The sequence below is a fragment of the Herbaspirillum sp. GW821-FHT09A12 genome (assembly GCF_059418325.1).
On record NZ_JBWKPR010000002.1, the window covers coordinates 343097 to 356330 of the forward strand.

The window sequence follows — 13234 nt, forward strand, 5'->3', positions numbered from 1 at the left end:
TATTTTCTTTGTTTAATCATAGCACTTTGCCGGAAATGTTTTGCAAGTGTCGACAATGATTAAATATTTTTATCTTGATCCGGTTAAAAAATAGCATGAGTCAATTTGCCTTGCAGGTGGGAAAATTTGCCGCGATTTGAGAAAAATGAATGCGCTCTTCAAATTTCTAAAGAAAATTTCTCGATGGGCGGGAAATTAAATCCAAAACTGAGAATTTAAACTTATATTGTGTCCATGGACTCTCCTCAAACCTCGACCATCGTCGACCGCGTACTTCATGTTCTGACTGGCGTGGCGCGCGCAGGCAAGCCTGTCAGCGCCAAGCAAATCGCCGCCATGGTGCAGCAGCCGGTCAGCACCGTTTATCGTCATCTGGCCTCGCTCAAGAAGTGGGGCCTGTTGCAGGAACACATGAATTCCGGCACCTTCGAGCCCGGGCCGACGGGAGTGCAACTGGCCTGGGGCTTCGACCAGAACTCCAACCTGATCAGCCAAAGCCGGGAAGAGATCAGCGCGCTGGTCGAGCGCAGCGGCGAGAGCGTGGGCCTGCTGGTCTATATCAATGGCGAGATGGTTTGCATCGCCATGGAAGAAAGCACCCAGCCGTTGCGTTGCTCCTTCACCAAGGGCCGTGCCCATACACTGCACAAGGGCGCATCGGCCAGGAGTTTGCTGGCGTTCATGCCGCGCAAGCTGCAGCAAAAGCTGCTGGCCGACCAGTTGGGCGACAAGCCGGAAGAGGCGGCCGCACTGGAGGCGCAACTCGAAGAGATCCGCCGTCGCGGCTATTCCATCAGCGAGAGCGAGGTCGACATGGGCGTTTGGGGCGTTTCGGTGCCGATCACCACATCCAACGGCCGCCTGGAAGGCACGATCACGCTGATGGCGCCGGCATTGCGCGTGGGCACACGCGAACAGGAGCTGATCCGCATGACCGTGGACGCGGCGCAACGTATTTGCAATCGTTTTTAAGCCAGGGCGACAGGAAGCCATGCTGAAAAGGCATGGGGAGCGGCCCGAGAGTTTTGTTGTTGTCATCCCGCCAGGAAATCATCCTGCGCCAGTCCGATCCGCCGTTTTCACCGAGGAACACATGATGAAATTTTCCAAGCTGCTCTGCGCCTGTACGGCAGTCTTCACCCTGTTCGCCGCGGCCGTCCCGGCGGCCCGGGCCGCCGATAACGTGATCCGGGTCGGCACCGATGCGACCTTCCCGCCGATGGAGTTCGTCAAGGACGGCAAGCGCACCGGCTTCGACATCGAACTGATGGAAGCGCTGGCCAAGAGTATGGGCAAGAAGATCCAATGGGTGGACATCGACTTCAAGGGCCTGATCCCCGGCCTGATTTCCAACCGCTTCGACATCGCCGCATCGGCCATCTACATGACCGATGAGCGCCGCAAGGTGGTCAACTTCAGCGACCCGTACTACCGTGGCGGCCTGGCCGTGCTGGTGCGCCGCGATGACCAGAGCATCAAGGTGCCGGATGACCTGAACCGCGGCAAGAAGGTGTCGGTGCAGGTCGGCACCAAGTCGGTCGGTTACCTGAAGGACAATTTCCCCGGCGTGGAGCGTGTCGAGGTCGAGAAGAACCAGGCCATGTTCGACCTGCTGGCCACCGGCCGCGTCAATGCCGCCGTCACCGGCCGTCCGGCCGCGGTGGAGTACGCCCGCACCCAGCCGCTGGTGCGCGTGCTGGACAAGGGCCTGACCACCGAGCTGTACGGTTTCGCCATGCGCAAGAGCGACACCGAACTGGCCGGGCAACTGAACAAGGCCCTGCAGACCCTGCGCGTGAACGGCACCTATACCGCGTTGACCGACAAGTGGTTCGGCAAGAGCGAGTAAGGCCGGCCTGAGCGCCGCGCCGCCATTGCCATTGTGACGGCGAGCGCGGCGGCGGCGGTTTTCTTCCCCTCCAGTCGATCCGCCCGGCGGCAAGCCGACGCGGTTGTGTATTTCTGCATTTCAATTCGCATTTCAATTTTCCGGAGCCCACATGGATTTCGACTTTTCGCCGGTATGGGAAAGCTGGCATTCGCTCGCTACCGGCACCGCGGTCACGGTGGAAATCACCGCCGCCGCCTTGGTGCTGGGCTGCCTGCTGGGCCTGCTGGTCGGCCTTGGGCGCCTGTCGCCGCAGCGCCGCATCATCTACGGCATCTGCACTGTCTATCTCACCCTGGTGCGCGGCACGCCGCTGCTGGTGCAATTGTTCATCTGGTTCTTCGGCCTGCCGCATTTCGGCATCTTGCTGCCGGCTTATGTGTGCGGCATCCTCGGCCTGGGCATCTACAGCGGCGCCTATGTTTCCGAAATCGTGCGCGGCTCGATCCAGTCGATCGAGCGCGGCCAGATGGAGGCGGCCCGCTCGCTCGGCCTGCCATACAAGATGGCGATGCGCCGCGTGATCCTGCCGCAGGCCTTCGTGCGCATGATTCCGCCGCTGGGCAATGAATTCATCGCGCTGATCAAGAACTCGGCGCTGGTGTCGCTCTTGACCATCGCCGACCTGATGCACGAGGGCGAAAAGATCATCAGCGTGAGCTACCGCTCGCTGGAGGTTTACCTGGTCATCGCCGCGATCTACCTGATCCTCACCAGCGTGACCACCCTGATCCTGCGCCGGATCGAGAAAGTACTGCGTTCGGAAGGGAGAGTGTGATGACGCAAGCCATCGTCGACATCAAGGGCCTGAAGAAATCCTTCGGTGAAAATGTGGTGCTCAAGGACATCGACTTTGCCGTGCAGCCGAGCCAGGTGGTGGTGGTGATCGGCCCCAGCGGCTCGGGCAAGAGCACCTTCCTGCGTTGCCTGAACGGCCTGGAAACCGCCGAAGGCGGCACCGTCACGGTGTGCGGCCATCCGGTGGTGCAAGGCGGGCGCATGATGCCCGAAGCCAAGCTGGATGAACTGCGCGCCGAAGTCGGCATGGTGTTCCAGTCGTTCAACCTGTTCCCGCATCTCACCGTGCTGGACAACATCACGCTGGCGCCGACCTGCCTGCGCGGGGTGGCACGAAAGGAAGCCGAAGAGCAGGGCATGCGCCTGTTGCAGAAGGTCGGCCTGGAGCACAAGGCCAAGGTCTACCCCGGCACGCTCTCCGGCGGCCAGAAGCAGCGCGTGGCGATCGCCCGCGCGCTGGCGATGGAACCCAAGGTGATGCTGTTCGATGAGCCGACCTCCGCGCTCGACCCCGAACTGGTGGGCGAAGTGCTGCAAGTGATGAAGGACCTGGCCGCCGAAGGCATGACCATGCTGATCGTCACCCACGAGATGGGCTTCGCCCGCGAGGTGGCCGATGTGGTGGTGGTGATGGACCACGGCAGCATCGTCGAGGCCGGCGCGCCGGCCGATATCTTTAGCGCGCCCAGGGAAGCGCGCACCCGCAGTTTCCTGCAGACCATGCTGGCGCGCGAGGCGGCCCATGGCGGTTGATGCTTCCCTGAAGGCGCAAGCCGGCGGCGCCATCATCGTCGGCGGCAGCCTCGGACGGATTGCCGCCGTGCCCTGGAAGAACGAGGGCGGGCAGACGCGCGAGCTGTGCGTGGAGCCGCTCGAGGCGGATTTCTCTTCATTCGTCTGGCGCGCCAGCGTGGCCGATGTCGGGCGCGATGGCGTTTTCTCGACCTTCGCCGGCATCGACCGCACCATCGTATTGTTGGAGGGCGGCGGTTTCACCATGCATGTCGATGGCGCGCAAATACACGACTTGCGCCAATGCTTCGCGCCGTTCGCCTTCTCCGGCGAGTCGGATGTGTCGGTGCGCCTGCACGGCGCACCCACCCTGGATTTCAACCTGATGGTGCGGCGCGAGCTGGCCAGCGGCGAGGTAGTGGCGTTGAGCGAACAGAACTCCCGCCGGCTTCCGGCCGATACGGTATTGCTGTATCTCGCGCAAGGCGCGGCCTGCCTTTCCGACGCCTTCGGGATGCAGCGGCAGCTGCGCGCGGGCGAATTCGTCAGGCTGCGTGAAGGCGCGCTCCTGCCCGACTTGCTGTGCGCGGCCGGCGCGATGGCGCTGGCCATCCGTATTCGCCGCAAGACCTGATCCGCTACCCGTGGCCGCCCGCCGGCGCACGGGCTTATTCAAATATGCAAAGAACGGGAAATGGTGAGCCTATGCCAACTCACACTGAGCAAGACAAGAATTCCACCGACGGCGTGCTGTTCTGCCCGCGCGCATTGCTGCCCGAGGGGTGGCGCAGCGATGTGCTGCTGCGCTGGGACGCCGCCGGCAACCTGATCCAGGCCACGCCCGACAGCGTGCGCGACGGCGCGGCGCTGGCCGCCGGTCCGGTGATCCCCGGCATGCCCAACCTGCATTCGCATGCTTTCCAGCGCGCCATGGCCGGCCTGACCGAGACCATGGGCAGCCCGACCGATTCCTTCTGGAGCTGGCGCACCCTGATGTACCGCTTCGCCCAACGGTTGCAGCCGCAACACCTGGAAGCGATCGCGCGCCATCTCTATATCGAGATGCTCAAGGCCGGCTACACCTCGGTGTGCGAATTCCATTACCTGCACCATGCCGAAGGCGGCGCCGCCTATGCCGACCCGGCCGAACTGTCGCTGCGCGTGATGCAGGCGGCGCAGGACGCCGGCATCGGCATGACGCTGCTGCCGGTGCTGTACCAGCACGGCGGCTTCGGCGGCATCGCGCCGATGCCGCACCAGGCGCGCTTCATCTCGTCGCCGCAATGGATGCTGGAACTGCGCGAACGCCTGCAGCGCGTACTGCCGGAGAACGGCATGCGGCGCTACGGCGTGGCGCCGCATTCGCTGCGCGCGGTCGCCGCCGACGGCCTGGCCGAACTGGTCGGCGGCGTGCGCGCCCAGAGGCAGGGCGCCGATGCGCCGATCCACATCCACATCGCCGAGCAGACCAAGGAAGTCGACGATTGCCTGGCCTGGTGCGGCAAGCGTCCGGTACAGTTGTTGCTTTCATTGCAGGAGCTCGACGCCCGCTGGTGCCTGGTGCACGCCACCCACATGGCGGACGACGAGTACCGCGCCGTGGCCCAGAGCGGCGCCGTGGTGGGCCTGTGCCCGACCACCGAAGCCAATCTCGGCGACGGCATCATCGACGCGCCGCGCCTCCTGGCCGATGGCGCCAACTGGGGCATCGGCTCGGACAGCAACATCGCCATCGACCTGCGTTCGGAGCTGCGCCTGCTCGAATATGGGCAGCGCCTGCACCATCGCCGCCGCAACATGCTCGCCTCCGAAGCGCAGCCGGCCGTGGCCGACCGCATGTTCGCGCAGGCGGTATCCGGCGGCGCGCTCGCTGCCGGGCGCGCCGTGGCCGGATTGGCAGTGGGGCAGCGCGCCGACTTCGCGGTGCTCGATGGCGAGGACGCCAACCTGGCCGAGCGCGGCCCGCAACAGTTGCTGTCGGCCCTGGTGTTTTGCGAACACCAGGGCAATCCGGTGCGCGACGTCTTCGTCGGCGGCCGCCAGGTGGTGGCCGAGGGACGCCATGCGCTGGAAGGGCAGGCGCGCGCCGATTACCGTGCGACCGTGTCGCACTTGCTTAACGATTGAGTAAGATTGAGGAAGATTGAGGAAGCAACAATGACCAAGGAAGTATTCAAGCTGCGGCAGGGCACATCGCCCTTGCTGATCTCCATGCCCCACGTCGGCACGCTGCTGCCGGATGAGCTGAAGCCGGCCTTCAGCGACGTTGGTCTGCAGGTGGACGACACCGACTGGCATATCGAGGACCTGTACGACTTCGCGGGCGAACTGGGCGTGTCCGTGATCAGCCCGTTCTACTCGCGCTATGCCATCGACCTGAACCGCCCGGCCGACGGCAAGAGCCTGTATCCGAGGCAGAACACCACCGGCCTGTGCCCGTTGACCACCTTCGACAACGTGCCGCTGTACAAACCGGGCATGGCGCCGGATGACGCCGAAGTCGCGCGCCGCCTGCCGCTGTATTGGCAGCCTTACCACGATGCGCTGCAGGCCGAGCTGGAACGCATCAAGTCGATCCACGGCTACGCCTTGCTGTGGGATGCGCACTCGATCCGCTCGGTGATCCCGCACCTGTTCGAGGGCGCGCTGCCGGTGTTCAACTTCGGTTCGGCCAGCGGCGAAGCCTGCGCCCCCGGCGTGGCCGAAGCCTTGCTCAAGCAGGCGCAGGAACTGGCGCCGCATTACCCGGCGGTGCTCAACGGCCGCTTCAAGGGCGGCTACATCACCCGCAACTATGGCCAGCCGGCGGATAAGGTGTACGCGGTGCAGCTGGAGCTGGCGCAGCGCAGCTACATGGAAGAGCAGGCGCCCTATGCGCTGGACGCGGCACTGTCGGCCAAGCTCAAGCCGGTGCTGCGGGAATTCATCAAGAGTTATCTGGCGTTCAAGCCGTCCTGACGGCGGCGCCAATGCAAAAAGGCCGGCAGCGATGCCGGCCTTTTTGCATGAACGGGAAGCGGGCGATCAGCGCTTGCCGCGATTGGCGAAGATATGCCCCATGAATTCAACCATGACATGGGCGCCCAGATACGAGGTCACGCCGGTGCCCACGTCCAGGGGCGGACATACCTCCACCAGGTCGAAGCCGACGATCTCCATGCGCTCGGCCAGCGCGATGAGCGCGTCGCGCAGCTCCGCATACATCAGGCCGTTCGGCTCGGCCGAGACGCAACCGGGCGTGAGCGACATGTCGAGCGCGTCGATGTCGATGCTGACGTAGCACTTTTCGCCGGCCGGCAGGCCGGCGGCGATGTCGGCCGGCGCGCCGCGGCGGAAATCGCCCATGGTGACCACGCGGTTGCCGGCGGCGCGGGTATCCGTGAATTCGGCCGGGCGTACCCGCAGGCTGCGGATGCCGACCTGGGTCACGCTCTTCACATGCGGCAAGCCCGAGATGTGCCGGAACGGCTGGCCGTTGGTGTATTGCAGCTCGGGGGTGACGGGCGCGTAGTCGAGGTGGGCGTCGAACTGCACCACATGGAGGGGCTCGTCGAAGCCGCGCAGGATGGGGAAGCTCACCGAATGGTCGCCGCCGATGCCCACCGGCATCACGCCGCGTGCGCGCAGGGCCGTCACCAGGGCGGTGACGTTGGCGGCGGTCTGGGCGATGTTGGTGGGCAGCACGTCGACGTCGCCGATGTCGACGATACGGCCGTCGGCGATCTCGGTGGTCAGGTATTGCCGCTGGCGTTCGACGTCGAAGAAGCCGGTCGCGGCGAAGCGCATCGAATGCTCGCGGATGCTGCGCGGGGCGAAGCGCGCGCCGGGCAGGAACGGCGAGCCTTCGTCCAGCGGCACCCCGAACACCGCCAGGTCGGCGGCAATGGCGTCGAGGTCGGTGCACAGGTCGCTGCGCAGGAAGGTGGGGATGCCGGTAAAGGCGCGGTTGGTGCGGCCGATGCCGCGCATATTGGTCATGGTGTTCTCCCGGAGGTTCTTGCGTCGCCGCCCCGGCGGAAGCCGGGACGGCGGCGGGCTTGCGTTGTCTTTCGCTTGTTTATGCGACGGTGGCGGCCGCTGCCACTTTCTGCAGCAGCAGGCGCGTGCGCCCATGCGCCGGCGCCTCGAAGATCGCGCGCGCCGGGCCGCTTTCGACGATGCGGCCGTCTTCCATCACCACCAGCACGTCAGCCACTTCGCGGGCGAAAGACATCTCATGCGTGACCACGATCATGGTCATGCCTTCGGCCGCCAACTGCTGCATCACCTGCAGGACTTCACCTACCAGCTCCGGGTCCAGCGCCGAGGTCGGCTCGTCGAACAGCATCACCTCCGGCTTCATGGCCAGCGCGCGGGCGATCGCCACGCGCTGCTTCTGGCCGCCGGACAGGCTGGCCGGCATCGCCTCGGCCTTGTGCGCCAGGCCGACCTTGGCCAGCAGTTCGCGGGCGATTTTTTCAGACGCGTCGCGCGGCATGCCCAGGATCTTGCGCGGCCCGATCGCCACGTTGCCAAGTACCGACAGGTGCGGGAACAGGTTGAACGACTGGAACACCATGCCCACATGCTTGCGCAATTCGTTCAGGGCCTCCTCGGCCAGCGCTGCGCCATCCTTGAGCAGCCACTCGCCGCAGATGTTGATGGAGCCGGCTTCGGCGATTTCCAGGCCGTTGCAGCAACGCAGGAAGGTGCTCTTGCCCGAGCCGCTGGGGCCGATCACCACCACCACTTCGCCGCGGTTGAAGCGGGCGCTGACATCGTGCAGCACCTGGTGCGCGCCGAAATGTTTGCTCAGGCCGCTGACGTTGATGATGGGCGCGTCGGCCGGATTGATCTGGCTGGTCGCGTTCATTGCACCATCCCTCCCGCGCGCAGGCGGTTTTCCACCTGCCGCAACAGCAAGGCCGTGCCGGTGGTCAGCACCAGGTAAACCAGGGCGATGGCCAGATAAACTTCCAGCGAGCGGTACGATACGCTGATGATCTTCTGCCCCTCGTGCATCAGGTCGTGGATGGTCACCAGCGACACCAGGGCGGAATTCTTGGTCAGCGCGATGAATTCGTTGGCCAGCGGCGGAATCATCCGTACGAAGGCCTGCGGCAGCACCACCAGCCGCATCGCCATGCGCGCCGACATGCCCATCGAACGCGCCGCTTCCATCTGCCCGCGGTCGATCGAGATCACCGCGCCGCGCACGATTTCCGAGACATAGGCCGCCGAATAACAGCCCAGGCCCAGCACGCCGCATTCGAAGGCCGGCAACGTGATGCCGAAGTAGGGCAGCCCATAGAACAGGATGAACAGCTGCACCAGCAGCGGCGTGCCGCGGATGAACACCACATAGGTGTTGGCTGCGCCGTAGGCCAGCCGGCGGCGCGGGTTGACGCGCGCCAGGCCGATCAGCGTGCCCAGCAGGCAGGACAGCGCCAGTGCAACCAGCGTGACCTCGACGGTGACCAGCGCGCCGCGCGCGAGGTCACCCCAACCGGCGATCACCGGCAAGAAATCAAAATCCATCGGAGGCTCGCGTCGGCTTTATTTGGCGTCGGCGCCAAACCAGCGCAGCAGGATCTTGTCGTAGGTGCCATCGGCCTTGATGTCGCGCAGCGCACGGTTGATGTCCTCGCGCAACTGCGGCAGTTTCTTGCTGACCGCGATGCCGTAGTCCTCGCGCGTGAGCGGCTCCGGCAGCACCTTGGCGGTGCCGCGGTTCTTGGCGTACAGCAGGGCGGCCGGCTTGCCGGTGACCACGGCGTCGGCGCGGTCGGCTTCCAGCGAGTTGAACATCTCTTCATTCTTCTCGACTTCGACCAGCTTGGCGGCCGGGTAGTGTTCCTTCATCCAGGCGATCGACTTGGTGCCGACCTGCACCGCCACGCGCTTGCCGGACAGGTCGTCCGGTTTGGCGAGGCTGGTGTTGCCTTTCTTGACCATCACCACCAGGCCGGCGGTGAAGTAGGGATCGGTGAAGTCCACCACCTTCTTGCGCTCGTCGGTGATGTAGATGGCCGACAGCACGATATCCTGGCGGCCGGAGATGACGGAGGGGATCATGCCTTTGAAGTCCATGTCGGTATAGGCCAGCGGACGTCCCAGCTTTTCCGACAGCGCGGCGGCCATGTCGATGTCGAAGCCGGTCCGCTTGCCGTCCTGGATGTATTCCATCGGCGGGAAGGTCGGATCGATCGCCACGCGTACCGGCTCGGCGGCGCACGCGAGATTGGCGTAGGCGCCCAGCGCCAGTGCGCCGGCCATGATGATGTTCTTCAGCTTCATGATTTCCCCTGTTTGTGATGATGATGGTGGTGGGCTTGCTGCGAAAAAAAGCGGCTGGCGGACTACTTGCGCTTGCCGTCGAAATAGCCGGCGCGGATGGCGCTGCCGATCAGGTTGAGGATCAGGCGGCCGGCGGTCATGCACGAGATCTGGTGGATATCCTTCTCGGGCTGGATCTCGACGATATCCATGCCGACCACGCGGCCCTTCTTCACCAGGCCGTGGATCAGTTCCCGCATCTGGATGAAGTCCACGCCGCCGGGCGCCGGGCCGGCCACGGCAGGCATGCAGGTCGGGTCCATGCCATCGGCATCGATGGTCAGGTAGTAGCGGCCGCCGTCGGGAATGCGCGCCAGCACCGCTTCCATGCCGATCTTGTGCAGTTCATAGGCGGTGATGATCTGGGCGCCCCAGTTGCGGGCATCGTCGGCATCCTGCTGGCGGGCGCTGCCGGAGGCGCGCATGCCGATCTGGACGATGTTTTTCACATAAGGCAGTTCCGAGGCGCGGCGGATCGGGCTGGACAGACCATCCTTCACGCCGTTGACCTCGTCGCGCCAGTCCAGGTGGGCGTCGACGTGAACGATGGTGAGCGGGCCCTGGTCGTCATAGGCGCGCAGGATGGGATTGGTGATGCCGTGGTCGCCGCCCAGCACGATGGGGATGGCGCCGGCTTTCAGGATTTTGCGGGTGGCCGCCTCGGCGCGGGCATAATGGCCGCGCGGGTCGTTCAGGTCGGCCGGCACGTCGCCGCAATCGACGAAGCGGATGTCGCTGCGGCCTTGCAGCAGCGGGCCTTCGATGTCGAAGTCGTAGCGCTCGGGGCTGCGGATGACGCGGTCGGAGGCCTGGCGGATGGCGGTGGGCGCGTTGGTCTGGTCGTTGTTGTAGTCGGCCGGGGAATAGGCGGCGCCATAAGGCATGCCGAGCACGGCGAAGTCGGCATCGAGATGGTCGAGGTCGAGCGCCAGTTCGGAAAACAGCAGCGACTTGTGGTTGGTTTTGGGGGCAACGGTGAGGGGAAGGGGCATGGCGTCACTCTGGAAATGGTTGGCGATGGGGCACTGCTTGCGCCGATGGTACAAGCGCCAACTTCAATAAAAAACCCGTTTTCTTTGTAATCACGGTTGCGGAAATCGAAACCTTTTTCGCCCGGAAATCCGCGCTGGCAAAGAATCTCAGGAAAGTCGAAATTATTTCGATGGAGGTTCGTCGCCGGCCGCGGCAAGCGGAAACGGCCGCGCGGCGGAGGTGGCATGGCGCTTGCTCAAGGTAGTACCGAATGAGGTGAGAGAAAACAAACATGACACGCAAAGCATTGAACGAGCGCGACCTGCGCGCCCTGCGGATTTTCCGTGTGGCGGCGCAGGCCAAGGGCTTCGCGGCGGCAGAAAAGCTGCTGGGCATGACCAAGGCGACCATCAGCCGCCAGATCAAGGCGGTGGAGGACAGCCTGGGCTGCCGGCTGTGCATCCGCGGCCCCGGCGGCTTCGAGCTCACGCCCGACGGCGCCATCATCCTGCGCTATGCCGAAGATGCGCTGGATGCGCTGGACCGCATCATTCCCGCGGTGCAGGCCGGACGCGGGATTGTTTCCGGGCCGGTGGCGATCGGCATGAGCGACAACGTGATCGGCAACCCGGACTGTTCGCTGCAGGCGACGCTGGACCTGTTATCCCGAAGCGCCCCCGAGGTCGCGCTGACCTTATCGACCATGCCGACCAATTCGCTGATCGGGGCGCTGATGGAACGCAAGCTGGATATCGTCATCAAGGGCATCCACCAGGCCTATGCGCGCGCGCCGGGCTTGAATTACCTTGAGCTGTTCGAGGAGACGCACCGCCTTTACTACGTCAAGAGCAAACAGGGCGAACGCATGCGCAAGCCATCGGAGCTGCCCATCGTCTATCGCGCGGCCCAGCCTTTCGTCGAGGAAGTCATCGAACACATGGGATATCGGCGCGGCCCCGAAGCCATCGGGATGGAGTCGGTGGCCATGCTGGTGGGCAGCACCCATTACGTGGGCGTGCTGCCCACGCATTACGCCAACATGCTCAAGCGCGTCGTGCCGCTGGCCGAGGTGCCGAAGTCGCCCACCTTCAGCGTCAAGATCTATGCGGTCACCAATGGCGCGCGGCCGTTGTCGCTGGCCGCCGAAAAGACGCTGGAGCTGCTGCGCAAGACGCACGGCCTTCCGGCCGCCGGCGCCGGAACCGATACGGCCTGATCCGGCGCAAGCGGCGCCATGCCGTTGCGCAAGACGGCCGATTTGGAGAAACGCGCCACAGTTGGTACAGTCTGCCCTTGGTTAACGATGAGCTGGCAAGGAGTATCGATTTGAGCAATGCACACCACAACCGCAGCGGCGGCAAGGCCTTCATGCAGTTTTTCGCGAATGAGGCGGCCGGCGGCATCGTGCTGGCCATCGCCGCCGTGCTGGCGCTGGTCGTCAGCAATTCGTCATGGCGCGGCCTCTATGAAGATTTCACGCGCATCCAGGGCACGGTCGATATCGGCGGGCTGATCGTACTGTCCAAGCCGCTGCTGTTGTGGGTGAACGACCTGTGGATGGCCGTGTTCTTTTTCCTGGTCGGGCTTGAGATCAAGCGGGAGTTCGTGGAAGGGGAGCTGGCCTCGCGCCGCCAGGCCATCCTGCCCGCGGTGGCGGCCCTGGGCGGCATGCTGGTGCCGGCGGCGATCTATGCCGCAATCAACTGGAGCGATGCGGCGGCGTTGCGCGGCTGGGCGATTCCTGCGGCGACCGACATCGCTTTCGCCATCGGCATCGTGATGCTGCTGGGTTCGCGCGTGCCGACCTCGCTCAAGGTATTCCTGACCGCCGTGGCGATTATCGACGACCTCGGCGCCATCGTCGTCATTGCGCTGTTCTATACCGATAGCCTGTCGCTGGGCATGCTGGCGTCGGCCGGCATTGGCGCCATCGTGCTGCTGCTGCTCAACCGCGCGGGCGTGCGGCGGGCCGACGTTTATATCGTGGTCGGCCTGGCGATCTGGGTGTGCGTGCTGAAGTCGGGCATTCACGCCACGCTGGCCGGCGTAGTGACGGCGCTGGCGATACCGATGCGCGACAAGAAGGAGCGGCCGCTGGCCGGCGCGCTGGAGCATGGCCTGCATCCGTGGGTGGCGTTCCTGGTGCTGCCGATGTTCGCCTTCGCCAACGCCGGCGTGTCGCTGCAGGGGATGTCCTTGGGCAGCCTGCTCGATCCGGTCCCGCTGGGCATCGCCGCCGGGCTGGTGGTGGGCAAGACCGTCGGCGTCTTCGGCGCCAGCTGGCTGATGATACGCAGCGGCCTGGCCAGTACGCCGGCCGGCGCCAGCACGCGCCAATTCGTGGGCGTATGCATGCTGTGCGGGATCGGTTTCACCATGAGCCTGTTCATCGGCGGCCTGGCCTTCCAGGGGCTGAGCCCGGATTTCGAGGCGAAGCTCAAGCTGGGCGTGCTTGGCGGCTCCATCCTGGCAGGTTTGCTGGGAACGCTGGTTTTATGGCGGAAGACATCGCCGCGCTGAATGTCTCAA

At 64.6% G+C, this 13234-nt stretch carries 14 protein-coding genes; 9 read left to right on the forward strand and 5 right to left on the reverse strand.

Going from position 1 to position 13234, the window contains the following annotated elements:
- The first annotated feature begins 234 nt into the window (after nt 1-234).
- The 7 genes from AC07N6_RS06685 to hutG all read left to right on the forward strand — a co-directional run bounded on the left by AC07N6_RS06685 (nt 235) and on the right by hutG (nt 6376).
- Nucleotides 235-972, forward strand: coding sequence for an IclR family transcriptional regulator (locus AC07N6_RS06685; RefSeq protein ID WP_494779529.1), 738 nt, complete (start codon nt 235-237; stop codon nt 970-972).
- 124 nt (nt 973-1096) lie between these two features.
- Entirely contained in the window at nt 1097-1849 is a 753-nt protein-coding gene (locus tag AC07N6_RS06690) for a glutamine ABC transporter substrate-binding protein (RefSeq protein ID WP_494779530.1), read from the forward strand.
- Between the two features lie 151 nt (nt 1850-2000).
- Nucleotides 2001-2666, forward strand: a complete 666-nt coding sequence (locus AC07N6_RS06695) for an amino acid ABC transporter permease (protein ID WP_050468880.1) — start codon at nt 2001-2003, stop codon at nt 2664-2666.
- The gene (locus AC07N6_RS06700) at nt 2666-3439 is read left to right on the forward strand and encodes an amino acid ABC transporter ATP-binding protein (RefSeq protein WP_494779531.1); all 774 of its coding nucleotides are present in this window, start codon (nt 2666-2668) and stop codon (nt 3437-3439) included. Before AC07N6_RS06695 ends, AC07N6_RS06700 begins: the two co-directional genes overlap by 1 nt.
- The gene (locus tag AC07N6_RS06705) at nt 3429-4052 is read left to right on the forward strand and encodes a HutD/Ves family protein (RefSeq protein ID WP_494779532.1); all 624 of its coding nucleotides are present in this window, start codon (nt 3429-3431) and stop codon (nt 4050-4052) included. Before AC07N6_RS06700 ends, AC07N6_RS06705 begins: the two co-directional genes overlap by 11 nt.
- Nucleotides 4053-4123: 71 nt before the next feature.
- Nucleotides 4124-5545, forward strand: a complete 1422-nt coding sequence (locus AC07N6_RS06710) for a formimidoylglutamate deiminase (protein ID WP_494779533.1) — start codon at nt 4124-4126, stop codon at nt 5543-5545.
- A gap of 30 nt (nt 5546-5575) precedes the next feature.
- Complete coding sequence (hutG, locus tag AC07N6_RS06715) at nt 5576-6376, forward strand: N-formylglutamate deformylase (RefSeq protein WP_494779534.1); 801 nt, start codon at nt 5576-5578, stop codon at nt 6374-6376.
- A gap of 66 nt (nt 6377-6442) precedes the next feature.
- Here the strand turns inward: hutG and AC07N6_RS06720 are convergent, their stop codons facing one another.
- The 5 genes from AC07N6_RS06720 to AC07N6_RS06740 form a co-directional block, all read right to left on the reverse strand.
- On the reverse strand, nt 6443-7396 hold the full coding sequence (locus tag AC07N6_RS06720; protein ID WP_494779535.1) for an arginase family protein: 954 nt from the start codon (nt 7394-7396) through the stop codon (nt 6443-6445).
- 79 nt (nt 7397-7475) lie between these two features.
- Complete coding sequence (locus tag AC07N6_RS06725) at nt 7476-8270, reverse strand: amino acid ABC transporter ATP-binding protein (protein ID WP_494779536.1); 795 nt, start codon at nt 8268-8270, stop codon at nt 7476-7478.
- Nucleotides 8267-8935 (reverse strand): amino acid ABC transporter permease, encoded by a 669-nt coding sequence (locus AC07N6_RS06730; RefSeq protein WP_494779537.1) that lies wholly within the window; start codon nt 8933-8935, stop codon nt 8267-8269. Before AC07N6_RS06730 ends, AC07N6_RS06725 begins: the two co-directional genes overlap by 4 nt.
- An 18-nt stretch (nt 8936-8953) precedes the next feature.
- Entirely contained in the window at nt 8954-9694 is a 741-nt protein-coding gene (locus AC07N6_RS06735) for a transporter substrate-binding domain-containing protein (RefSeq protein ID WP_494779538.1), read from the reverse strand.
- Nucleotides 9695-9756: 62 nt separating this feature from the next.
- Complete coding sequence (locus AC07N6_RS06740; protein ID WP_494779539.1) at nt 9757-10725, reverse strand: agmatinase; 969 nt, start codon at nt 10723-10725, stop codon at nt 9757-9759.
- A gap of 272 nt (nt 10726-10997) precedes the next feature.
- Here AC07N6_RS06740 and AC07N6_RS06745 point away from each other — a divergent pair, with 272 nt between their 5' ends.
- Nucleotides 10998-11921 carry a LysR family transcriptional regulator gene (locus AC07N6_RS06745; protein ID WP_494779540.1) on the forward strand — a complete coding sequence of 308 codons (924 nt, stop codon included), beginning with the start codon at nt 10998-11000 and terminating at the stop codon, nt 11919-11921.
- A gap of 152 nt (nt 11922-12073) precedes the next feature.
- Complete coding sequence (gene nhaA, locus AC07N6_RS06750; protein WP_494780252.1) at nt 12074-13225, forward strand: Na+/H+ antiporter NhaA; 1152 nt, start codon at nt 12074-12076, stop codon at nt 13223-13225.
- Nucleotides 13226-13234: the final 9 nt, after the last annotated feature.